Consider the following 23,113-nt stretch of genomic DNA (forward strand, 5'->3'; position numbering starts at 1 on the left):
ACGAATCGAGCGAAATGTTTTGAAAAGAATTGTAAAATTATTTTTATTTATTATCGTAATCTATTTATTTTTATATATAAATAACCATTGGATTGTGACAACGGAACATGTATATGAGTCGGAAGAAGTTCCTGAAAACTTTGATGGTTTTCGAATTACCCAAGTATCAGATTTACACGATGCCGTCTTTGGCGATAATCAGCAAAATTTAGTGAAGAAAGTACAAAAGTCAAATCCAGATGTCATTTTTATTACGGGTGATGTCATTGATAGCAACCGTTATGATTTAGAGCAAAGTTTAGATGCTGTCCGTCAGTTTGTTCAAATTGCTGAAGTTTATTATGTCATTGGAAATCATGAAGTAGCTACGAATAAAGTAGATGAAATTTATAATGTTATGGAGGAAATGGGCGTTCATGTTATGGCCAATTCTTCTGTAACCCTTAAAAGGGAAGAACAGAGTATTTCTGTTGCCGGAATTGAAGATCCGTTAAATGGACATGATACGCAAAGTATGTTAAACGAAGCGTTGTCGACGGTAAATCCAGAGAATTTAATGATTTTATTAGCCCATCGCCCTGAACAATTTACTACATACGTCGAGAATCATATAGATCTTGTCTTTTCAGGTCATGCTCATGGAGGTCAAGTACGAATACCGGGAATTGGTGGACTAGCTGCACCTGGCCAAGGGTTTTTCCCGAAATATACAGCGGGAACCTATGAAGGCGGCGAAACAGTTATGAATGTTAGTCGTGGATTAGGAAATAGTGGGTTTCCATTCCGTATTTTCAATTTACCTGAAATTGTAGTAGTTGAACTTAAATCGATATAGGAAAGAATATAGATTGGCGAGCTGTCACAGCTCGCCATTTGCTTTATATATTTTGTTTCATTTCTTTCAATAATTCTTGGGCTGAAAGGACTTTTTCTCCGCCACCTTGAACAAAGCCTTCATTTCCGCCACCTTTCCCATTGATTAACGGTAAAATGGCAGTGGAAATTTCCTTCATATTCTTTTTTACATCAGCTCCGCGGGCTGCAATAAATTGGAGTTTATCTTCGTTGTTTGCAACGAAAAGGCAAATTAATTCACTATGTTGACTTACTACAGCGCGGCCAAGCTTTTGTAATGTTTGAACAGTACGGTTTTCGAAGGTGCATGCAACAATGTTATTTACACTGTTTGCCACGAGCTCTTTTGCTTCATATTCCAGTAAATGATTTTGAGCCTCTTCTAAAGCTTTTTCAGTCGCTTTTACCTCATTTAATACTTTCTTAAGAGCTGTTGCTGCCGTCTCTTCCGGTACACTTAATTGTCTTGCCACATCCGATAAAACATTTTTTCGCATAGCGAGTTGTTTTAGCACGCGATTCCCACAAACAAAGGATACCCGAATATTCTTTTTCATTTTTTCGGTCCCCATAATTTTAATGGTGCTTACTTGCCCTGTAGACGTAGGGTGAGTGCCACCACATCCGTTATAATCATAGTCTGGGATAATGACTAGGCGTATATCTTCATCGACGGAAACGTCTTTACGTAATGGGAAATTAGGAAGTTCTTCTTTCGTAATCCATTTAGTTTCGATTGGACGGTTTTCTAAAATGATTTCATTTGCTCGTTTTTCCACAAGGGCAAGCTGTTCGTCAGTTAATTGTTCAGTTGCTAGATCGATTGTTACAAGCTCACTTCCTAAATGGAAACTAACTGTTGGGATATTCAACAATTCTACAAAGGCGGCGGTTAAAATATGTTGACCACAATGTTGCTGCATATGATCAAATCTTCTATCCCAGTCTAATATGCCTGTGACCTCATTATTAAGAGAATCGAAATTGCCTTCAATATAATGAAGGATTTCATCACCTATTTTTTCTACATCAACTACTCGAAGGTCATCAATATAACCTGTATCATGGGGCTGCCCTCCACCTGTTGGATAAAACGCCGTATTAGAAAGGACAATAAACGGTCTTTCTCCATCGATTCCTGTCCGTACAACATTAGCTTTAAACTGTTTCATCATGGAATCTTGATAATAGAATAATTCTCTCATGATCATTTGCTCCTTTTTTATTTCCAGTTAAAACTATTTTTACATATATATTAGAAAGTGTCACTTAATGGCGAATTTTATCTTTTTTATTACTATTTTTACATTTTCAATGTTTTCATTGTGAGTATAGTATTGTAAACTAATAGAACATAAAATAGTAAATTTATACGAATTTAGTTGAAAATCAAATATTAAACAAGGTACAAAAGTAGGGGTGTTTATAATGAAGAGAGTTATCTTTTTAGTAACTTTTATTATTTGTATAGTAGTTCTATCTGCTTGTTCAAATGATGAAGAAACTACTGAAAACGACCAGTTAAAGGTTGGAATTATGTTATCTGATGCAGGGTTAGGTGATCAATCCTTTTCAGATATGGGCTTTATGGGACTTGAAAAAGCTCGAGATGAACTTGGCATTTCATTTGATTATCGTGAGTTAAAAGATACGGAAACGTATGAGAAAGGGCTAGAACAATTAGTTGAAGAAGGAAATGATCTTATTATTGGACTAGGCTTTTCCATTCAAGAAGACATGGAAAAGGTTGCAAAGAAATATCCAGATAGTTCTTTCTTAATCATCGACGCCCAATCAGAGTTACCAAATGTGAATTCAATTACTTTTAAGGAAGAGGAAGGTTCATTTTTAATTGGTGTAGTAGCAGGTATGAAAACAAAAAGTGATACGGTTGGATTTGTAGGCGGTGAAGAGGCTGAACTTATTCGGAAGTTTGAAAAAGGATTTGTTGAAGGCGTAAAAGCTGTCAATCCCGATGCAAAAATCCTCTCAAAATATTCCGGTACCTTTGGTGATGATAAATTAGGAGAAAGTATAGCGAGAGAGATGATTGCTGCTGGAGCAGATTACATTTATCCAGCTGCAGGATTTACGGGAGTAGGGGTCATACTAGAAGCCCAACGCCAAGGAGTTTATTCCTTCGGTGTCGATAGTGACCAGTTTTATCTAGCTGAAAAATCCGTTGTTTCTTCCATGGTTAAACAAGTAGATGTAGCTATTTATGATACGGTTAAAGAGTTAGTAGAAACAGGCAAAATTGCAGAAAAAAATAAACAACTAGGGCTAAAGGAAAATGGAGTAGCTATTGCACCGATTCGCGCCATCGAACTTATCCCTTCGGAGCAAACGAAAATTGATCAATTTATTGAAGACATTTCAAACGGTACGATTACCGTTTTAGAGTAGGAGCGATAAAAAGATGAAGTTGAAACCAAAAATATTACTATTAGCTATTGTTCCTTTAGTGTTTTCTACATGTATTATTGGGTTTAATATTAGTCAGTTAATTATGTTGAAGTCTTCTACTGAAGAAGTTGTTGAGTCGCTTATTACAGTTGAAGAGTTAAATAGTTCTGCTAAAGGTCTTCAAAAATCTTTAAGTGGATATGCTCTAAATGTATCTGAAAGTAACAAAAATGATATTAATCAAGACTTGGAATCGATTCAAACGATATTTAATGAATTAGTACCTACATTAAATGAAGAACAACAAGTATATGCTGAAAAAATTAAAAAGAAATATGAGGAAGTTTTAGATGAATCGACAAAAGCGGTCAATGAAGACAACCAAGCAGAAATTAAAAGACAATCGATTCGAACAAAAGGTTTAATTAATGATGTTATTGAATTGAAACGAAATATTTCTACCCAATATGCAAATATGCAAGCGGATTTGCAACAAAATATTAACCAAATTATTTGGATTTCCGTTATTCTATTGACTTTACTTTTAATTGAAACAATTGTTGGTTCATACATAGCGGTTAATCGACTAGTGAAACGTATTTACAAAGTTATTCATAATGCAGAAGAAATTGCAAATGGTAATTTAGGGATTGAAATAGAAGACAATAAAAATAAAGATGAGATTGATTTTTTACAAACGGCATTTAAGAAAATGACAAACAACTTGAGAGAATTCTTAACCCATGTGCAAGATAGTTCTAGTCAAGTTGCAGCTTCTGCAGAAGAATTGATGGCCAGCGCAGACGAAACGATGAAAGGTGCCGAATTAATTTCTACATCGATTCAAGAAGTATCTAGCGGGGCAGAAAAGCAATCAATGATGTCCATTGAATCTACTCAATCGGCGGAAGACAGCTTAGTGGCAGTGAAAGAAATTTCGCAAAAAGCAACTTTAGCACAGGAATTATCTATTTCAACAGGTGAAAGAACAAAACAAGGATCGAATTACGTAAAAGAGACTGTTTTACAAATGGAAAGAATTAATCAATCTGTTGAAGAGACGGATGGTGCTTTAGTTACGTTAAACAATCAAACAAAAGAAATTGTACAAGTATTGTCTAAAATTACAGAAGTAGCTGACCAAACAAACTTACTATCTTTAAATGCATCGATTGAAGCAGCTAGAGCCGGGGAAGCAGGAAAAGGTTTTGCGGTTGTAGCAGATGAAGTGAAAAAGTTGGCAGAACAAACAAGAAGTTTAGTATCTAGTATTACAGAAATTGCAAAACAAATTGATGTTGATACAGAGAAAACCGTAAGCTCTATTAATGATGTGAAAGAAAGAGTAAATACAGGGTTAAAAATTGCTTCAGATACGCAAACTACCTTTGATGAAATTTTAGCAGCAGTACAAGACGTTCAAACGCAAGTAAATCATATTACAGTCGTCACAAATGAAATCGAACAGGATGTTTCTAAAGTGTCGGATCATTCGAAAGCAATGTCAGAAGTATCGAAAGCAACTTCAGATAATTCTTCTTCAGTAGCGGCAACGTCCGAAGAACAATTGGCATCGATGGAAGAAATTACTGGAGCTGCCGTTTCTCTAGCCCATCTTGCAGAAGAGCTACAAAAGCAGTTATCTAAATTTACAATTTAACGAGAGTACGTGTATGATAAAATAAACTAGCCAAGGAAGCAGGTTACATAATGCTTTAGGAGCTTTAAATAGTAAGGGAGTAACGTTTATGGAAATTACACAATTCTCAATGGAAGAAATAAAGGATCCAACCAATATCATAGAAGGAAAACGTTTTGAATTTTTACTGGACGTCGAAGTAGATGAGGAAGATGAGCTTTATTCTGAAGCAGGTATTGAGGTTCGTGTTTTAATTGGACAAAAGCCAGAGGGCGAAACGTATTTACTAAATTATTTTATCAAGGATAAAGGGAAAAACGACTATTTAGATTTTGCATTAGAAGATGATGAAGAAGCATTCATCTTGGATTTCTGTAAGGAACAATTGCTAAAGGAAGATGTCGAATAAGCAGAAGGAGGCACAAGATAACTTGTGCCTCCTTTTTTCGTAATGCTTTTTCAGGAGTTTAGCATATTCCCTAATTTAACCCCAGATAATTCTCAGATAATTTTTATAAATACAATGAAAATGTATAAATTTGAAAAAAATACTGTTATAATACTGTTATTAATTATTTAATCTGTATTAAAACAGATTCGTTTTGTTAAAAAATTGGATGGAAATTTAGGCGGTGTATTTTTAGCGATTTGTACATTAAAGGGGATGGGAAAATGACGCTTTTGAAGGGTTTAAAAATTCTCGATTTTTCACCAATGTTACCAGGCTCATTTACTACGATGATGTTTGCCGATTATGGAGCGGATATTATTCACGTTGAATCATCACGAAGGGTGGATTTAATGCGTATAATGCCCCCCTACGATGAGCATAAGGAATCTTATATTCACCAACATTTAAACCGTTCTAAGAAATCGCTTACATTAAATTTAAAGACGGAAGAAGCGGTTAAAATTGTTAAATCTTTAATTCAGGAATATGACATTATAATTGAAGGGTTCCGACCTGGTGTTATGAAACGACTTGGTTTAGATTACGAATCACTTAAGGCAGTAAATCCGAAAATTATTTATTGCTCGATAACTGGATATGGTCAGACTGGGCCTTATAGACACCGCCCAGGACACGATAATAACTATTTATCTATCGCAGGTGTTCTTGATCATTCTCGGTTGAAGGGGAAAAAACCTGTAGCTATGGGGATACAAATTGCAGATATTGCTGGAGGAACTTTACATGCAGCGGTAGGGGTGCTAGCTGCAGCTTTTCACCGAGAACAAACGGGAGAAGGAAAATATGTAGATGTTTCAATGACCGATGCTGCATTTACCTTTAATGCACTATACGGGACTTCCTTTTTAGCTGGTGGACATTTACCTAAACCGGAGGAAGAAATATTAAATGGAGGAACTTTCTATGACTATTATCAAACAAAGGATGGTCGATATTTTTCGGTCGGAAGTTTAGAACCGCAGTTTAGAAAGTTACTTTGTGAAGCGTTAGAAATACCAGAATTAATACAAAGTACTTTCAATGACTCCTCCTATACACAAAAACGATTTAAGGAAGCGGTGAAAGATGCCTTTTTAACAAAAACTTTTAATGAATGGTTAGAGGTATTCAGTGAAGATTTTCAAGGCTGTGTAGAACCAGTTTTAAATTTCGAAGAGGCATGCCATCACCCACAAATTCAGGCCCGTAATATGATTGTAGAAGTTCCAGAAAAGGATGGGAAAATGCAAAAGCAAATTGGAACCGCAATTAAATTTAATCAAGTTGAACCAACCTATAAATTTGTAGGAGCGAAACTTGGGGAACATACAGAAGAAATTTTAGTTCAATTAGGATATTCAGAAGAAGAGATTCAACGATTTAAAGAAAAGGGCGTTTTGGAGTAATTAAAAGGGTAACAGGACATTATTAATTGACGGTTTCATGAAAAGAGTTGTCTCAATTTTTATGAGATAGCTCTTTTTTTGAAACTTTTCCAAATTAGAAACGTATTTCCATATAAGTAGGTCTATCGATTTAAGGAAATCTTAATAATTTTCGGTAACAAATCTTCATAAATATTGACTAGTATTAATACTAGACATGGTTTTTGGCTTTTAGGAGGTACATTATATGGATAAAGTAGTTTATATTGTTTTGACTGAAACGAAAACTCTTTTATCGAGGGCGATTCATTTATATACACAACATCATTTTACCCATGTTTCAATTTCACTTGATCCAGAGCTAAAAGAAATGTATAGCTTTGGGAGGAAAAGGGAAAAGAATCCGTTTATAGGTGGATTTGTTCACGAAAATCCTTCATCGAATTTATTAGGGGAAGCAAACTGTGCTATATATGCTTGCTCTGTTACAAATGAACAATACACATTGTTAAAAAATAGTATTCAATATTATAAACAGTTTAAAGATGCATATAAGTATAATTTTATCGGATTATTTGGAGTTATGTGTCGATTAAAAGTAAAAAGGGAAAACGCCTTTTTTTGCTCTCAGTTTATTGCAACCTTGTTTGAACAAGTAGGGCTTTCCCTATGTGGTCGAAGTCCATTTTTTATAAAACCTAATGATTTTATGGACTTTCCATATTTAACGTTAATTTATGAAGGAAAAATAAAACATTATATTTGTGATAATGAAAGAAATTCGAAGCAATTATCCCTTCCTTATTTTATTGCTTAACTTTCACATATTGAGAGACAAACTCTTTTAAGTCGTCAAAGTGGGAATTTACTTTCAAATATTTATTATAGATTTCCATTAACTTCTCAAAAAGCTCAAACTGTTCTGTTGCAAATAGTGCCTTTAACAAATTGCATAAATGTTTAGACGTCATCTCTGAAATTTCGAAATAAGGACTTTCTTCATTTTGGTATTGTTGTAACCAAACTTCAATAGATTGCCATACATATTGAGGTGAGTTATGGACAATGTAGGCAATATCCCTTTGAACAGTTGCTTCAATTTTAAATAATGCTTCTTGTCTCATGTCTAGTATATTGAAATAATCATATATACTTGTACAAGATGCCATTTCATGCTGTTGAATTAGTTGGATTACTTCATTGAATTGTTTATTTTGAACAAGGGCGTCGATTAATATAAAAAAGATATGTTCCAAATAGTTTTTATCGTATCGTTTTACAAGTGTTGATGGCTCAGGCTTTAAGTTGGGCAATACATCACTATATTCCAATAGTAATTCAATGGCATGATTAATTAACCGATCTTTTGTAATTAAATATTTACCATATTCAATTACTTTGTCTACATGACTTTGTTTGTAAGCCGTAATGGCTTGTATATAGATTAAAAGCGTATACTCCTTTTCAGATAAAGCCCATTTTCCTTTTCCCCAATTAACAATAATTTCCTCAATCATTGCATTTAATTTGCGAAAATGTCTTTTTCCTCCGTTATAATGCGCGATCAAATTAAATAGATGGAATTCCTTTAATTGATAGGAACGAATATTTTCATTATCAATATAGGAAATCAATTGATTCATAATAATAACCGATTGATTTAGCGTGTAGAATTGCTCCAACAAAAATTTAAATTGTTTTAATAATTGAGTCGGATTTTGGATGTCCTCTAACGGTGTTTGTATAAAAATAGAATAAATTTTTTTCAAAAACAATACATTCCAAAATGAGGAATGGTCGTTGTATATGATATGTATAAAGAATTTTTTCCCGATTTTGTATAGATGGATTTGTCTTAATCCGCCAACGGATTTTGATAGTTTCACTTCTTTACCAAATACAAGGGTAATTAAGTTCTCAAATTCCATTGAATGATGTACTAACAAATAATCAAAAAGGGCTTTTGTTCCTTGGGGTGAAGAGAAGTAGGAGATAAGCCGCTGATTTGCATTTTCAAGATCAATAGATGTTTTTTGTAATGTTGCATGTAAAAATAAATCAACTTCTCCCCAATGTTTTTGAGCAATGGATACGACAAGATCTCTAGCTTTTTCTAAATTAACTAATAATAAATCTTTCGGAAGCACAGCGCCGAAAATATCAAAATGCAATTTTTTCGTCTGAAGGTTGAAAATAGCATCTTCGAGAGGTTGTCCTATTAATCCCTTTGATTCATTGAGGAGTTGCTCATCAATTTTTAGCATACTCATCTTCCTTCCAAAGAAAAATCATAACCAAAATATATCAAATATTTGTATATCGTTGTACAAAAAATCTAAAGTATCTAAATACTTCAGGGATGTCGGGGCATTTTAAGCACTGGCTTATTTTTTTGAGCTCGTTTTTAATGTCATGGCCGATAAAATTGTTGCAATGTAAATGACACCAGTAAAAATAGCGTTTCCAACTGGTAACTCACCAGTAGTTGAATACGTTCTAATCAAATTAATGGTAAACAGTACCGAGATGAAAAGACAGATGTAAAAGTGTCTTTTATTTTTACGTTCTTTCATTTATTGACCTCTTTTATTTCTAGATTTACTTTGATGGTAACAATCAAAATGAATCGTGGCAATTGTTTTAGTTTTTTTATCTATTAGGAATTGAGTAGAACGAAAGTATTATCATATTCAGTAGACTGGATTAATTCATGAAAGAAAATTGGAAGGTGGAAGTGATTAGTTGATTTACTATTTTTTTCTTCCAAATAAAAGTGAGAAAGTACATTAACTTTGAAATTAAAGTATAAGATGTATTGAAAAAATGATAAAAATTTAATCAAGTATAGCGATTTATACATAGATCGGGAGAGAGAAGATAATTTTTTAAAAGGAATAATGGTTTTAAATAGGTCTATTTATTTATATAAATACCAATATTTATAATTTAAATAGACAGTAGGATATAAGGTGTATCTAAAAATTGAATTTTCTAAAAATTAAATTTAGTTTGTAGTAAATAATGATGAAACTACCTAATCTTTTTTTACCATTTTTTTCAAACTATCTTTATATCTTTGAGGGAATAAGGTAGATTTTAAATAGGCATAAGGAGGCACTAAAAAGGAGCGGATTATATTGAATTTACAACAAAATCCTGAGTTAAAATTTAGTAAAGATGATTTTGCACTAGACTTTGAAATTACGGCAGACGCTATGGAGCTATCTGGTGATTTAGAAACTTGGTCAGTTATTACTAAATTAGCAACTAAAGTTACGTGCAAATCTACTTGTACATGCAACTGTACAAGTTTCTGTACTATGTCCTGCTTTTAATTAAAATAAAATTATTTAATTCTTTAGAAGAAAAAAAATAAAATTATTCTAGGCCTCCTTATGTCTACAATTATTAATTATAATAATTATTTCAGAAAATTAAAAGTAATAAACATGATTAAAAAATTACGTTGGAAAATCAGGAGGTATACAAAAATATGTTAAGCTCCTTAAATTTTGAAATAGGTGAGTTTGTCACTGTTAGATTTCCAAATAGGCCTGTGAATCATTTAATTGATCATTTAAATCGTTTTAATTCCGATAATTTTAATAAAATCCAATTAATCAAGTTTTTATTAGAAGATAATGAGTTTGTATTTAATATTAAAACAGCAAGCCCCTCTTTATTCCACAACCTTACAAATCTAGAGGTTAAAAGTAAAAAGCAAATTGATAATATATTACATTCTCTAATAAAGTACTATAAAAGGTTTTATAGTAGACCTACTCCTTTTAGTTTGTTTTCATCCGTTGCATTGGGAACTTTTGAAAATCAGGAGGTTGAACTACCGAAAATTTCAAAAAGTGATTTGATCCCGCAAATAAGAATTAGCGAAGAATGGCTAAACGGATTTATTTTAAAATTGGAAAACGATTTTAAAATACTTCGTTCTTTAGAATTAAAAACAAATGATTTAATAATCGAAGAGGACTCCACATATTATCTAGCTTATTATACAAGTAGTGATGCTGACGAAAAGACTTCGATAAAAGAGGTAAATTTGAAAAAGACAAATTTACTCGAATACACATTAAATTATTTTAAGTCAGGTAATCGTGTAGAGAGTTTTCTTTCTATTTTAAGTAAACAGAAAATTGAAGAAGTGGACGCGTTGAATTATTTACAAAATTTATTACATAAAGAGTATTTAATCTCTAATCTAAGAATATCGAACTCAGTTGAAGATAAAATTTTAGAATTGAAAAATTTATTAAACAGTTTAGGTGATGCTGCAAAACCATACACTTTATTTTTAGATAGTATTACTGTAACGGGGTTAGATGACAGTTATTTAGAAAAAGAAAAGGTAATGAAAGAATTTGTTGAAGTAAAAGAATATTACCAAATCGATAGTTTTTATTCAAAAAAGCTAGCTTTACCGTATTCCTTAAAAAAGGAGTTTATAAAGTACTCACAAATTATGTATAAAATAGGAGCTTTATTAGATTCGAGAGATAAAGTAATGGAATATTACTTAAATAAGTTTATGGATAACTACGGTATAAATGTAGGTGTTCCTATTAAAACATTAATTAATGATAAAAGTGAATTAGGACCGCCGCCGACTTATTTAAATCCGTCTAGTGTATTGGACTTTGAATATTACAATTCCAATAGCTTTCAACCTCCTAAAAAAAATAACTTTATTAATGAATTTATAACTTTATTACTACATGAAAAAATTGAGGAAATTGATATACAAGAACTTCTAGTAAATTTTGAAATTGATTCAACAGAGTTAAAAGAGGGAAGTGCAGATATTTACGTATCTGTTTATCAAGATGGTGATCATTACCGCATTTATCCGTCAGGGAATATTTTTTCGCCATTTGCTGGAAGAACGGCAGGAAGATTTTTATACGGTTTACCTGAAAAAGAAGTAAAAACGTTTTTAAGTAAACAAAAGGAAGATTTATTATCCATTGATTCTAATGTTGAGCTAGTGAATGTAACTTTGAGTCCTTTTATTCCGAGGGCTTCGAATGTGATGAAGGCACCTTCAAGTTATCAATATGAAATCTCCATTTCCTCATTCCATAATGCCGCAAAAGAATTAGTGGATTTAGAAGATATTTACGTTTATACAGATGGTGAAAAACTGAAGTTTTATAGTAAAAAGTTAAGGAAAGATCTTAAATTCACTATTTCACATATGTTAAATCATCAAATGAATACCCCAAATATATATCGATTTATGATTGATGTTGAGCTATATAATAACTTTTCAACGCAATCTTTTAACTGGGGAATTCTTGATAATAAGCCTAGCTTACCTCGTATTAAATGTGGGGATTTTATAATACAACCTAAAAGCTGGAATTTGCAAATAAAGGACAAAAAAGAGGCTGAAGAGTATGTGAATCAGTTTATAGCAAAATATAATGTTCCTCGTTTCGTAAAGATTGTAGATTATGATAATTTCGTCCTTATTGATCTAAACTTTAACTATAGCAAGGAAATTTTAATTAAAGAACTTGCCAGTAAAAAGCGACTGTATATTGTTGAGGCAGATGAATTAAATTATAAAAGTATTTTAAAAGATAATAATAACGATTTATTTATTAATGAAATTGTGTTTTCTGTCTTTGTTAAAAAACAATTAAAAAATGAAAATCAACAGCAAAAAACTTCGAAACAACTAACTTTATATGAATCAAATTTATCGACTAATAGATATCCTGAAAATTGGTTTTATGTAAAGCTTTATTATCAAATAGGGAAAGATATCAAAATATTAACGAAAAATTTATTAGAATTTATTCAGAAAATCGATGGCATAGGAGAAGTTTTTTATATTAAATATGCCGATCCAAGACCTCATATTCGTCTAAGGGTGAAGTTTTTTGAAGGGAATAAGAACATCGTACAAGATAATTTGCATCAACTTTTAAACTATCTTTTTGAACAACGTTTAATTTATGATGCTAATTATACAAGGTATAAAAGGGAGTTGGAAAGATATGGTGGACCCGAAGGAATAACTTTAGCGGAAAATGTATTTATTGTAGATTCTCTCCTTGTTTTACATTTATTAAGGTTAATTGAGGCTAATAAAGATATTAAATATTATATTTTAACCATTATCTCAACTGCGATGTTAAATGAATTTATTGAAGCGGGGCAACTACTTAATTGGATAGGTGAAAACTTCAATATCAATAAGAAATATTATAAAGATTATCGAAAGGAAATTAAAGAGAATCGAAAAAAGGATAAAGTTGAACAAGGTTTAAATAGCTTTCTCACTTCTGATATAGGCGTAATGTGGAAGAAGAGGCTGAAAGAGTATAAAGATTTTCTAAATAACTTTAGTATGAACGAGTATTACATTGCATCGATTCTTCATATGCATCTAAACAGATTAGGTATCCATAATACAGAAGAAGAAAAGATGTTAAATATGATTTATTACTATTTGAAGGAAGAGTCCTATAAAGCTTTAACTACACATTAAGTTCATTTCCGTCATCACGGCTTTTTAAAATTTGATTTTTCTTCTATATTAAAAGTTTTTCTCAACATAACAGTTACAAAGTTGGTTTAATCCTTTAGTAAATCTAACTGTAAGAAATGAGGATAAATAATTGATAAAAAATGATATGAAATTACAAGAAAGCTTGTTTGCATATGCTGAAAACTTTCGAGATATTAAAAGTGTCATTGATTATACAAATGAGGAATTTCAAAAACTTGAACACCCTTTTGGTGAATTATTTTATAACTTTTCATATTACGATATTGCTAACGGATTAATCGGGAACTGTTTATTTTTATCTGAAATGTATCAAGTAACAGGGGATATGAAATACCTTTTATACGCCCATCAAATTTTGAAATTAGGGATTAATCGCAAAGGAATTGAATCTATTGACAATCCTGGTCTTTGGTCAGGACTAGCAGGTGTATGTTTTGTATTAGAAACGTTAAATCAGAATAAAGATATGTATGGTGATATTATTGAAAGTTGCGATCAAGTTTTAAAGGAACAGATCCGGAAGAAATTAAATGAAGCTAAACTAAATTTATCAAACGATAATGTGAAAATGACTGATTTCGACTTGATGGAGGGGCTAGTAGGAATCACTCAGTATATTTTAAGTTACAAAATGGATCATAAGGAATATTTACCTTTACTATATGATATAACGGACTATTTTATCGAATTAGCCGAGTATCATATTGAAAATGACAGGAAAGTCCCTAATTGGTTAATTAAAGCTGAAAATCAATTTCTTAATGAGGAGAAAGTAAAATATCGCCTTGGTAATTTTAATCAAGGTGTCTCCCATGGAATTTGCGGCGTATTAATAATTTTAATCAAACTTTATAAAGTGCTTAAGAAGGAGAATATAAAGCCGGCGATTAAAGTATTAACAGAATGGTTCTATAATACGAAATCTACATGGAACGATTGTTTCGTATGGGAGAAAAAATTAAAATGGGAACAATTATTCGAAGAAAAGGAAATTCAATATAGTGAAAATCAATTGAATTTAAGTTGGTGTTATGGGGATTTAATGATTGTTTATGCTTTATCAGCAGCTGCGGAATTGTTAAATAATCACAATCTATTATTATTTACTAATAATTGTTTAGATTCATATGAAGAAGCTAATATTCATATGAATCTAATTTCTCCAAGCATCTGTCATGGATATGCCGGAACATTATTTTCAATAAAAAAACTGAAGATAATGAAAAACTTCGAGGTTTTACCAACTTTAAGTAATCAATTGTTAAATAGTTTAACTTCCTCCTATGATGCGAAGTATAAATTTGGGTTTAAAGACGTAGAGGAGTATAACGGAAAAGTGATTTTAATGGATAAATATTGTTTACTAACTGGTAGTTCGGGTATTTACTTAACCCTACTATTTCTTGAGCAACAACAAATAAAAACAAAGTGGGATGCATTATTTTTATTAGATTAGATTGAGTAAGTAAAGGAGATATTATGACATTATTAAAACTACTAAATTTAGTCAAATGGCCAAAAGCATTATTATTTACAATCATTGTCCTTTCTATTGCATCAGCGGTTATCTCCTTAGCTTTACCTATTTTAACGAGAGATTTAATTGATGCTTTTACGAATAATAGCGCTTCAAGTAAAGACGTCATAACATATATCGTTATTTTTGCCATTAACGGATTAGCCGGTGGTACTTCGTTCTACTTAATAAAATTATTGGGAAGTAAAATTATGTTTGGATTAAGGGAAACTATTTTTTCCAATATTATTAAGCTTCCCGTTTCCTATTACGACCGAACAGAAACGGGTGTTGTCATTAGCAGAATGACTGATGATGTAGAAACGATTAATGACTTCATAACCGAAAAATTAACTAATTTAATTTCTCAAGTTATTATTATAGTTGGCTCCATTACGATGTTATTCATTTTAGACTGGAAACTTACAGTGCTAATTTTTATCGCAATCCCTATTATTTTAGTGGTGATTATACCAATCGGTAATTTAACTTATAAAATTGCAATGGAGAAACAAGACACATTAGCGAATTTTACTGGTTTATTAAATCGAGTTTTATCGGAAATAAGACTTGTGAAAGTTTATAACGCGGAAAAAAAAGAGTTAAGTAATGCGAACAAGAGTTTAAAAGATTTATATAATTTAAGCTTAAAGGAAGCGAAGATTCAATCGATAGTTTCCCCTGTTGTTACTTCTACTTTAATTTTTGTATTATTTTCAGTTATTGGATATGGGGTATACCGTATTTCAATCGGAACGTTAACTGCAGGAACCTTCGTTGCTATTATTTTTTATTTAGTTCAGGCGGTTACACCAATGGCTTCATTATCTGCTTTCTTTACTGAGTTTAAGAAAACAGAAGGTGCAACGAAGAAGTTATATGATTTGTATTTAGAAGAGAAAGAACGACTTCTTGAAAACAAACAAAATAATGATAATGAGTACATTGAACAAAGTTTAGGAGATATTGAATTTAAAAATGTATCCTTTGCTTATAACGAAGAGGAAATCGTATTAAAAAATGTAAACTTTAAAATTCCAGCTCAAAAAATCACCGCAATCGTAGGACCTTCTGGATCTGGAAAATCAACCATTTTCTATTTACTAGAAAGGCTATATCAAGTGTCGGAAGGTGAGATAACATTTCATAATGTAAATATTAATGAATATCCATTACATGAATGGAGAAAACAGATTGGTTATGTAATGCAAGAAAGTTCATTGATGGGTGGAACGATTGAAGAAAATTTAGTTTATGGAATAGATAATAATTATACAGAAGCGGATTTACATCGTATTGCAAAAATTTCAAATTCAGAAGAGTTTATTGCAAAATTTAAAGATAAATATCAAACATTAGTTGGCGAACGTGGTGTGAAACTATCGGGAGGACAGAAACAAAGAATTTCAATAGGTCGTGCATTATTTAGAGATCCTAAAATTCTCCTTTTAGATGAAGCTACTTCAAGTTTAGACAGTGAAAGTGAAGTGTACGTGCAAGAAGCCATTAATAATTTAATAAAGGATCGAACTACGCTTATCATTGCCCATCGCTTGTCGACAGTAAAAAACGCAGATCAAATTATATTTTTAGATAATGGGGTAATAACGGGTATTGGAACCCATGATGAACTGATGAGTAGTCATGAAAAATATTCCTATTTTGTTCAAACTCAATCTTTTGATTAATTTATGAGGTGATAGAATGTTTATTTTAGATTTACTTTTTGATATTGCATTTTCAATTTATACATCTTTAGGTTTCGGAACACCTCAACATAAAATAAATACAAAAATGGATAAGTTATCGAAGAAATATCCGGAAGTTTACAAGCTATATGAAGAGCATAAGGAACTTTTCGAAGGCAACGAAAAACTGTCAAAATTGATTTTAGAGCATCCTATTAAAAGGGCGGAAGACAAAGAACAATTAGCTAAAAAGATTGAGCAATTTTTCACTAATTATAAACAGGGAGTTGCTAATGGAGAGTAACTTTAATATGGAACGTTTTCAATGGAATATTGAACGATTACAAATTAAAAAGAACCTGCATTTAGAGAACAATTCATTTAAGCCGAAAATTGCTTTAATTGATAGTGGAATTGATTATAAGCATACAGAATTTAATGGGAAAATAAATCTAAATGATTCATATAATTTTGCAAATGGTAATCAAGATATAACAGATAATTTAGGGCATGGTACGATGGTAGCGGGAATTATATGTGCAGAAAATGTGATCCAGGGTTGTTATTCAAATGTAGAACTAATTGTATATAAAATTACGGATAATCTATCATACGATGTTTCCAAATTGTTAAGGGCGATGAATCACTCTATTAAAAGTAAAGTAAATTTGATTAATCTAAGTCTCTCAATTCCTTTTGATAAATTAAGTGAAGAACTTATTGAACTTTTTTGTGAAGTATTTGATAGAGCAAATAAAAACAATGTTATCATTGTTATCGCAGCAGGCAATCAAAATAAAAAACTTTCGAAAAACTTTACGACTAAATATAAAAATGTTTTCCTTATAGGAGCTAGCAATAGTAACGGTTTAAAAAGTAGTTATTCTAATTTTGGAGCCGTTGATTTTATTGCTCCAGGTGGAGATTGGAACCAAAGTGAATTTAGTCTAGACGACCCTATACTCACTTGTTACCCAACTCATCTTACAACAATGGACCCTTTAAATAATAACTTAGGTATTCCTAAAGGATATTGTATTAGTTACGGGACGAGTATAGCTGCTGCCCATGTAACAGGCTGCATAGCATATTTAATGGCGAATTATTTTAAATTAACGAATTCCATATTCAATACGGAATATCTGTATTCGATTTTATGCAATAATAAGTCTAATAATCAGCAGCCGCATTATTCATTTCATGGAGAAATAAATTTATTCAAAAGTTTAAATTCAATTTACAATCGGACGTAAAAATACAAAAAGTAGAGCTAAAATGAAAAAATTGGATATAGGGGTTTTTAGGTTTATAATCATAGTGAGGGATTTGATCAATGGTCAATCTCTCACTATTTAATTTTGAATGTAGTATTTTAATTTAAAATTCATTTTTGAACTTTTAAAAGTAAATTGAATAGAGTAAACCGAGAGGATTTGAAGAACGATGAATTACTTATCCATGATATTCTTCCAAATTGTAGCCCCTATTCTTGTCTTGTTAGGGGTAGGGGTAGGATTACAGAAGAAATTTAATTTTAATTTAAAAGCAATGTCCCAGTTAATTACCTATTGTTTTATGCCTATAGCCGTTTTTCTTAATATCTATGAAACTTCTATTCAAATGTCGGTATTAGGACATGTGGCATTGTTTATTTGTCTTTTCATTGGAAGTCAGATGCTTTTAAGTCATTTTATAGCGAAATTATTGAAGTTAAATCGAATGGAGTCAGCCGTATTTAAAAATAGTGTTGTCTTAATAAACTCAGGAAATTATGGTATTCCTGTTGCTCAGATGGTCTTTGCCACCCAACCAATAGGAGTTGCTATACAAGTAATACTAGTCATTTTCCAAAATATGGCGACCTATACATATGGATTATATAATTTAATTTCTACAACAAAATCAGGTGTTGCAATTGTAAAAGATTTTCTTAAAATGCCGATTGTCCATGCTCTTGTGATTGGTATCCTTTTGAATGTCCTAAATATTGAAATTCCCCAATCTATCCGGATACCTCTTGATCATATATCAGATGGCTTTGTAGCGTTGGCCCTTATTACCCTTGGAGCCCAGTTATCACAAATTGAAGTGAAAACGATTTTCCGTAAAACAATACTTATTAGCTGTTTTACGAGATTAATAATTGGCCCAGCGGTGGCACTGTTGATTATTTTCCTTCTGAAATTAGATGGGGTAGTGGCCCAATCATTGTTAATTGCAAGTTCATTCCCGACATCTCGGAACAGTTCGAGTCTTGCTCTTGAATACGATATTGAGTCAAATACGGCAGCACAAACCGTTTTATTCTCCACAATCGTCAGCTGTTTAACAGTAACCTTTGTCATTTATCTTTCTACAATTCTATTTGGTTAAAATAAAAGCTTCGTAATTCGGTACCGAATTACGAAGCTTTGTTTGTTGGATTGGATATCAATGAAAAGTTGTTATAAGGAGTTGACTATATTATTGACCTACTTTAGTTAAATATGGGTTTGAAAGATCCATACCATCTAAAGTTAGACCCATAGCTTTTGCTACACCTTCACCATAAGCTGGATCAGCTAAGTAGCAGTGTAGGATGTGGCGACGTTTAATGAATTCTTCTACGCCTTCCATGTTTGCAGCAGTTGTTTCGAATAAACGTTGTTGCTCTTCTGCTGTCATTAAGTTGAATAATTTACCTGGTTGTTCGAAGTAGTTGTTATCATCTTCACGGAAATCATATACATCAGCTGGACCATCTAAAGCTAAAGCTGGATCTTTGTATTGTGGTTGAGCTTGTAGTGCACCGTAGCTGTTAGGGTAGTAAGAAATTGCACTACCGTTATTGCCGTCAACACGCATTGCACCATCGCGGTGGTAAGCCATGAATGGGCAACGTGGTTTGTTTACTGGAATTTGGTAATGGTTTACACCTAAACGGTAACGAGTTGCGTCTGCATAAGCGAATAGACGAGCTTGTAACATACGGTCAGGTGAGAATGAAATACCAGGAACTACGTTAGATGGAGCGAATGCCGCTTGCTCTACATCAGCGAAGTAGTTTTCTGGGTTACGGTTTAATTCGAATTCACCAACAGGAATTAATGGATATTCAGATTTATACCAAACTTTTGTTAAATCGAATGGGTTATCTTTGTGATTACGAGCTTGTTCTTCTGTCATCACTTGGATGTACATTTTCCATTTAGGGAAATCGCCGCGCTCGATCGCTTCGAATAAGTCGCGTTGAGCAGACTCACGGTCTTGACCGATTACTTTTGCAGCTTCTTCATCTGTTAAGTTTTTAATACCTTGTTCTGTGCGGAAATGGAATTTCACATATACTCGCTCACCAGCTTCATTGATCATAGAGTATGTGTGAGAACCGAATCCGTGCATGTGACGGTAACCATCTGGAATACCACGGTCAGACATTACGATTGTTACTTGGTGTAATGCTTCTGGTAGGCTAGTCCAGAAATCCCAGTTGCTATTAGCGTTGTGCATGTTAGTTTTTGGATCACGTTTTACAACGTGGTTTAAATCTGGGAAGTGTAATGGGTCGCGGAAGAAGAATACAGGTGTGTTGTTACCAACTAAATCCCAGTTACCTTCTTCAGTGTAGAATTTAAGAGCGAAACCACGGATATCGCGTTCTGCATCTGCTGCACCACGTTCACCAGCTACTGTAGAGAAACGAGCGAACATTTCAGTTTTCTTACCAACTTCAGAGAAGATTTTTGCTTTTGTATATTTCGTAATGTCATGAGTTACAGTGAAAGTACCAAATGCACCTGAACCTTTTGCGTGCATACGACGTTCTGGAATAACTTCACGGTTAAAGTTAGCTAATTTTTCGATTAGAAAAACATCTTGTAAAAGAATTGGGCCACGACGACCTGCTGTTAATACATCGTCATTACTTACAACTGGAGCACCAGTAGTAGTAGTTAAACGTTGATCGTTTTTATTTGTCATGTTTAAACCTCCTAAATTTTATAACTTTTACAATAGTAACTATAACAAATCTACATCATAATTGCTACTAAATTATAATAATTCTTTTTAAGAAATTTGTCTATTTAACGAATAATTCGCACGAATGATGAACCTAATATGTAAAGATAAATTTGTATATAAGTTTGGATTAATTAATGAAAATGTTGCTTTGTATGGGTTTTTAGTATGGTTGAAGGATCTGATTTATGAGGTATTTATATTAAAATGTAAATAATCTTATATAAAAAATAATACGGAATTTACAAAAAAATAAAAAATAGGGCATCCCTTATTGAAAATAAGGTGTTCTAATTGAAAATTAAAAGGATGATTTTCCATTATCATTCTTAATTCCATTATATAAGATTAGTAGGTAAATTGGAAAGAAAATAGCAACTTTAAATGGAAAGGACGATAATGAAACTTTATTTAGTAGATAAAGCTTTTCTTTATAAAGTATGTCTATTGTTAGTCATATATAAAAAATACATCTTTTAAGGTAGTTTACCTTGATTGAGATTTTAAAACTCGTTCCTCTAAAATAACGATATGGAGGAGCATAATCATGACATCATCATATGAACATAAAGGAAAAAAACTAAAAGACGCCGAAGAGTTTTTAAGTTTATATATACAGGAAACGGATTTATCAGAAGATTGGTTGCATGAACGATTGGATGATATAAAGCGTGCCGGAAGTTATAACCCTACTACGGAGGAATTATTTTTCGGTGCTAAGGTCGCGTGGAGAAATAGCAATCGTTGTATCGGGCGTTTGTTTTGGAAGTCGTTACATGTTTTTGATGAACGGCATTTAGAAACGGCTGAAGAAATCTTTTTTGCCCTTATCCGCCATATACAATTTGCCACAAATAAAGGGAAAATTAGACCGACTATAACAATTTTTAACGAAAATAAAGTAAGAATATGGAATTACCAATTAATTCGCTATGCCGGATACGAAATATCCGGAGGGACAGTAGGAGATCCAGATTCGATTCCATTTACGAAAGTTTGTATGGACTTAGGCTGGAGGGGAGCGGGAACACCCTTTGATATATTGCCCCTCGTCATTCAAGTTGGAAATAATAAGCCAGCACTATTTGAAATTCCGAAAGAAGCTGTGCTAGAAGTTGAAATACGCCATCCCCAATATGAACAAATTTCTAAGTTAAATTTAAAATGGTATGCTGTGCCGATTGTTTCTAATATGAAGTTAAGTATTGGTGGAATAGAATTTAAAGCAGCACCTTTTAATGGATGGTATATGGGAACGGAAATTGGGGCGCGGAATTTTGCGGATGTTAATCGCTATCATTTGTTGCCGAAAGTTGCAGAAGCAATTGGGCTGGATACGAACTCCAATATGACATTGTGGAAAGACCGGGCCCTTGTTGAGTTAAATACGGCTGTCCTTCATTCCTTTAAGGAGGATGGTGTCAGCATAGTAGATCATCATACAGCAGCCCAACAATTTCAATTATTTGAGCAACAAGAAGAACAGGCGAATCGAAAGGTAACAGGCAACTGGTCATGGTTAATTCCACCGATGTCTCCTGCTACAACACACATTTTCCATAAGCCAATAGAAAACCTCATTAAGAAGCCAAATTACTTTTATCAAAATAGGCCATTTTAGTTTAACGAATCTAAAATGTAGGGGCTTGACAATGTTTTCTAGCCTTATTTCAATAGTGAACATTCGATATTTGAATCCTCCTGAAAACGGTAGTAAGAGATCGGTAAATGGACCTTAATAGAATTAAATAAAAAAGATATAGGAAATGATGATATAATGACTAGTGGTAACAAAATTTGCCATTCTGATAAATAAAACACCCTTAGTGGAGGTTTCTAATGCAAGCGGATATATCCATTTTTCTATGTTTTGGAGCAGGACTTTTAACTTTCCTTTCTCCCTGTGTATTTCCTCTATATCCTGTCTTTTTATCTTATATAACAGGTTTAAGTGTGGATAAAATACAAAAGGGAGAAATGAGTGGGCAGAGGAAAGCGATCTTCCATACAATTTGTTTTTTACTTGGTTTTTCAATAATATATTTAGTTTTAGGCTTTGGCACTGCAGAAGGAGCTACTTTTATTGAATCTTGGTATTTTCAGTATGGGGATTTAGTTCGGCAAATCGGAGCCATTTTAATGATTATCTTTGGTCTTATTACAGTTGGAATTTTACAACCGAAATTTTTTATGAAAGAACGAAAAGTTCATATTCAACATAAGCCTGCAGGATATTTCGGTTCATTAATCATTGGGTTAGCCTTTGCTGTCGGTTGGACACCTTGTACAGGTCCTATTTTAGCTGCCACTTTAACCCTTGTTGGAACAAATCCTTCCCAAGGCCTATGGTATATGGCGGCATATATTTTAGGGTTTAGTGTACCTTTTCTTTTCATGGCTTTTTACTCAACAAAATTTACTTGGATCAAAAAATATACAGGGACAATCATGCGAATAGGTGGAGCAATCATGATCCTAATGGGTGTAATTCTTTATTTTGATAAATTCACAATGATAAATGCTTTACTTCAACCTATATTTGGTGATTTCCAAGGTTTTTAAAATTTGTTTAACTTTTTTCGAACCTAATAAAAAAATCTGCTTGCCTTAAAATGCTAAGAGAGCAGATTTTTTTATTTATT

19 protein-coding genes are annotated in these 23,113 nt (G+C 32.4%); 15 read left to right on the forward strand and 4 right to left on the reverse strand.

All coding sequences use genetic code 11. The annotated features are described in order from the left end of the window. Positions 1-19 precede the first annotated feature (19 nt). On the forward strand, positions 20-835 hold the full coding sequence (locus MHH69_RS00175) for a metallophosphoesterase (RefSeq protein ID WP_122972708.1): 816 nt from the start codon (positions 20-22) through the stop codon (positions 833-835). Positions 836-878: 43 nt separating this feature from the next. Here MHH69_RS00175 and MHH69_RS00180 read toward each other — a convergent pair whose 3' ends face one another. Next, entirely contained in the window at positions 879-2,060 is a 1,182-nt protein-coding gene (locus MHH69_RS00180; RefSeq protein ID WP_341361427.1) for an alanyl-tRNA editing protein, read from the reverse strand. Positions 2,061-2,283: 223 nt separating this feature from the next. Here MHH69_RS00180 and MHH69_RS00185 point away from each other — a divergent pair, with 223 nt between their 5' ends. The 5 genes from MHH69_RS00185 (at position 2,284) to MHH69_RS00205 (ending at position 7,553) form a co-directional block, all read left to right on the forward strand. Beyond that, positions 2,284-3,261: a BMP family lipoprotein gene (locus tag MHH69_RS00185; protein WP_122972710.1), complete on the forward strand. Its 978-nt coding sequence runs from the start codon at positions 2,284-2,286 to the stop codon at positions 3,259-3,261. Positions 3,262-3,274: 13 nt separating this feature from the next. Further along, positions 3,275-4,921: a methyl-accepting chemotaxis protein gene (locus MHH69_RS00190; RefSeq protein WP_341361428.1), complete on the forward strand. Its 1,647-nt coding sequence runs from the start codon at positions 3,275-3,277 to the stop codon at positions 4,919-4,921. A gap of 88 nt (positions 4,922-5,009) precedes the next feature. Next, a complete protein-coding gene (locus tag MHH69_RS00195) occupies positions 5,010-5,309 on the forward strand; it encodes a DUF6509 family protein (RefSeq protein WP_341361429.1) in 300 nt (99 codons plus the stop codon). Between the two features lie 263 nt (positions 5,310-5,572). Next, positions 5,573-6,757 carry a CaiB/BaiF CoA transferase family protein gene (locus tag MHH69_RS00200; RefSeq protein ID WP_341361430.1) on the forward strand — a complete coding sequence of 395 codons (1,185 nt, stop codon included), beginning with the start codon at positions 5,573-5,575 and terminating at the stop codon, positions 6,755-6,757. Positions 6,758-6,983: 226 nt separating this feature from the next. Next, positions 6,984-7,553, forward strand: coding sequence for a hypothetical protein (locus tag MHH69_RS00205; RefSeq protein WP_341361431.1), 570 nt, complete (start codon positions 6,984-6,986; stop codon positions 7,551-7,553). On the opposite strand, the gene MHH69_RS00210 is transcribed toward MHH69_RS00205, so the two are convergent. Beyond that, positions 7,543-9,000, reverse strand: coding sequence for a hypothetical protein (locus MHH69_RS00210; RefSeq protein ID WP_122973382.1), 1,458 nt, complete (start codon positions 8,998-9,000; stop codon positions 7,543-7,545). The genes MHH69_RS00205 and MHH69_RS00210 overlap by 11 nt on opposite strands. A 120-nt stretch (positions 9,001-9,120) precedes the next feature. Next, positions 9,121-9,309 (reverse strand): hypothetical protein, encoded by a 189-nt coding sequence (locus tag MHH69_RS00215; RefSeq protein ID WP_122973383.1) that lies wholly within the window; start codon positions 9,307-9,309, stop codon positions 9,121-9,123. Between the two features lie 564 nt (positions 9,310-9,873). On the opposite strand from MHH69_RS00215, the gene MHH69_RS00220 reads away from it, so the two are divergent. The 7 genes from MHH69_RS00220 to MHH69_RS00250 all read left to right on the forward strand — a co-directional run bounded on the left by MHH69_RS00220 (position 9,874) and on the right by MHH69_RS00250 (position 18,845). After that, complete coding sequence (locus tag MHH69_RS00220; RefSeq protein ID WP_341361432.1) at positions 9,874-10,071, forward strand: hypothetical protein; 198 nt, start codon at positions 9,874-9,876, stop codon at positions 10,069-10,071. A gap of 158 nt (positions 10,072-10,229) precedes the next feature. Next, positions 10,230-13,247: a lantibiotic dehydratase gene (locus MHH69_RS00225; RefSeq protein ID WP_341361433.1), complete on the forward strand. Its 3,018-nt coding sequence runs from the start codon at positions 10,230-10,232 to the stop codon at positions 13,245-13,247. Positions 13,248-13,377: 130 nt separating this feature from the next. Further along, the gene (locus MHH69_RS00230) at positions 13,378-14,724 is read left to right on the forward strand and encodes a lanthionine synthetase C family protein (protein WP_341361434.1); all 1,347 of its coding nucleotides are present in this window, start codon (positions 13,378-13,380) and stop codon (positions 14,722-14,724) included. 23 nt (positions 14,725-14,747) lie between these two features. Continuing rightward, positions 14,748-16,472, forward strand: a complete 1,725-nt coding sequence (locus MHH69_RS00235) for an ABC transporter ATP-binding protein (protein ID WP_122973387.1) — start codon at positions 14,748-14,750, stop codon at positions 16,470-16,472. A 16-nt stretch (positions 16,473-16,488) separates the two neighbouring features. Beyond that, entirely contained in the window at positions 16,489-16,776 is a 288-nt protein-coding gene (locus MHH69_RS00240) for a hypothetical protein (protein ID WP_122973388.1), read from the forward strand. A 7-nt stretch (positions 16,777-16,783) separates the two neighbouring features. Further along, on the forward strand, positions 16,784-17,725 hold the full coding sequence (locus MHH69_RS00245; RefSeq protein ID WP_341361435.1) for a S8 family peptidase: 942 nt from the start codon (positions 16,784-16,786) through the stop codon (positions 17,723-17,725). A gap of 190 nt (positions 17,726-17,915) precedes the next feature. Then, entirely contained in the window at positions 17,916-18,845 is a 930-nt protein-coding gene (locus tag MHH69_RS00250) for an AEC family transporter (RefSeq protein WP_341361436.1), read from the forward strand. Between the two features lie 90 nt (positions 18,846-18,935). On the opposite strand, the gene MHH69_RS00255 is transcribed toward MHH69_RS00250, so the two are convergent. Further along, positions 18,936-20,432, reverse strand: a complete 1,497-nt coding sequence (locus MHH69_RS00255; protein ID WP_341361437.1) for a catalase — start codon at positions 20,430-20,432, stop codon at positions 18,936-18,938. 586 nt (positions 20,433-21,018) lie between these two features. Here MHH69_RS00255 and MHH69_RS00260 point away from each other — a divergent pair. Both MHH69_RS00260 and MHH69_RS00265 read left to right on the forward strand, forming a co-directional pair. Beyond that, positions 21,019-22,092 (forward strand): nitric oxide synthase oxygenase, encoded by a 1,074-nt coding sequence (locus MHH69_RS00260; RefSeq protein ID WP_341361438.1) that lies wholly within the window; start codon positions 21,019-21,021, stop codon positions 22,090-22,092. A gap of 218 nt (positions 22,093-22,310) precedes the next feature. After that, positions 22,311-23,033, forward strand: a complete 723-nt coding sequence (locus MHH69_RS00265) for a cytochrome c biogenesis CcdA family protein (RefSeq protein WP_122973393.1) — start codon at positions 22,311-22,313, stop codon at positions 23,031-23,033. Positions 23,034-23,113 lie beyond the last annotated feature (80 nt).

It is taken from the genome of Ureibacillus sp. FSL E2-3493, from assembly GCF_038077515.1.
Classification (GTDB): Bacteria; Bacillota; Bacilli; order Bacillales_A; family Planococcaceae; genus Ureibacillus; species Ureibacillus halotolerans.

Coding starts and splice junctions, on each gene's coding strand:
- MHH69_RS00180 (WP_341361427.1), bottom strand. CDS start 2,060: ATGAGAGAATTATTCTATTATCAAGATTCCATGATGAAACAGTTTAAA.
- MHH69_RS00185 (WP_122972710.1), top strand. CDS start 2,284: ATGAAGAGAGTTATCTTTTTAGTAACTTTTATTATTTGTATAGTAGTT.
- MHH69_RS00190 (WP_341361428.1), top strand. CDS start 3,275: ATGAAGTTGAAACCAAAAATATTACTATTAGCTATTGTTCCTTTAGTG.
- MHH69_RS00195 (WP_341361429.1), top strand. CDS start 5,010: ATGGAAATTACACAATTCTCAATGGAAGAAATAAAGGATCCAACCAAT.
- MHH69_RS00200 (WP_341361430.1), top strand. CDS start 5,573: ATGACGCTTTTGAAGGGTTTAAAAATTCTCGATTTTTCACCAATGTTA.
- MHH69_RS00205 (WP_341361431.1), top strand. CDS start 6,984: ATGGATAAAGTAGTTTATATTGTTTTGACTGAAACGAAAACTCTTTTA.
- MHH69_RS00210 (WP_122973382.1), bottom strand. CDS start 9,000: ATGCTAAAAATTGATGAGCAACTCCTCAATGAATCAAAGGGATTAATA.
- MHH69_RS00215 (WP_122973383.1), bottom strand. CDS start 9,309: ATGAAAGAACGTAAAAATAAAAGACACTTTTACATCTGTCTTTTCATC.
- MHH69_RS00225 (WP_341361433.1), top strand. CDS start 10,230: ATGTTAAGCTCCTTAAATTTTGAAATAGGTGAGTTTGTCACTGTTAGA.
- MHH69_RS00235 (WP_122973387.1), top strand. CDS start 14,748: ATGACATTATTAAAACTACTAAATTTAGTCAAATGGCCAAAAGCATTA.
- MHH69_RS00240 (WP_122973388.1), top strand. CDS start 16,489: ATGTTTATTTTAGATTTACTTTTTGATATTGCATTTTCAATTTATACA.
- MHH69_RS00245 (WP_341361435.1), top strand. CDS start 16,784: ATGGAACGTTTTCAATGGAATATTGAACGATTACAAATTAAAAAGAAC.
- MHH69_RS00250 (WP_341361436.1), top strand. CDS start 17,916: ATGAATTACTTATCCATGATATTCTTCCAAATTGTAGCCCCTATTCTT.
- MHH69_RS00255 (WP_341361437.1), bottom strand. CDS start 20,432: ATGACAAATAAAAACGATCAACGTTTAACTACTACTACTGGTGCTCCA.
- MHH69_RS00260 (WP_341361438.1), top strand. CDS start 21,019: ATGACATCATCATATGAACATAAAGGAAAAAAACTAAAAGACGCCGAA.
- MHH69_RS00265 (WP_122973393.1), top strand. CDS start 22,311: ATGCAAGCGGATATATCCATTTTTCTATGTTTTGGAGCAGGACTTTTA.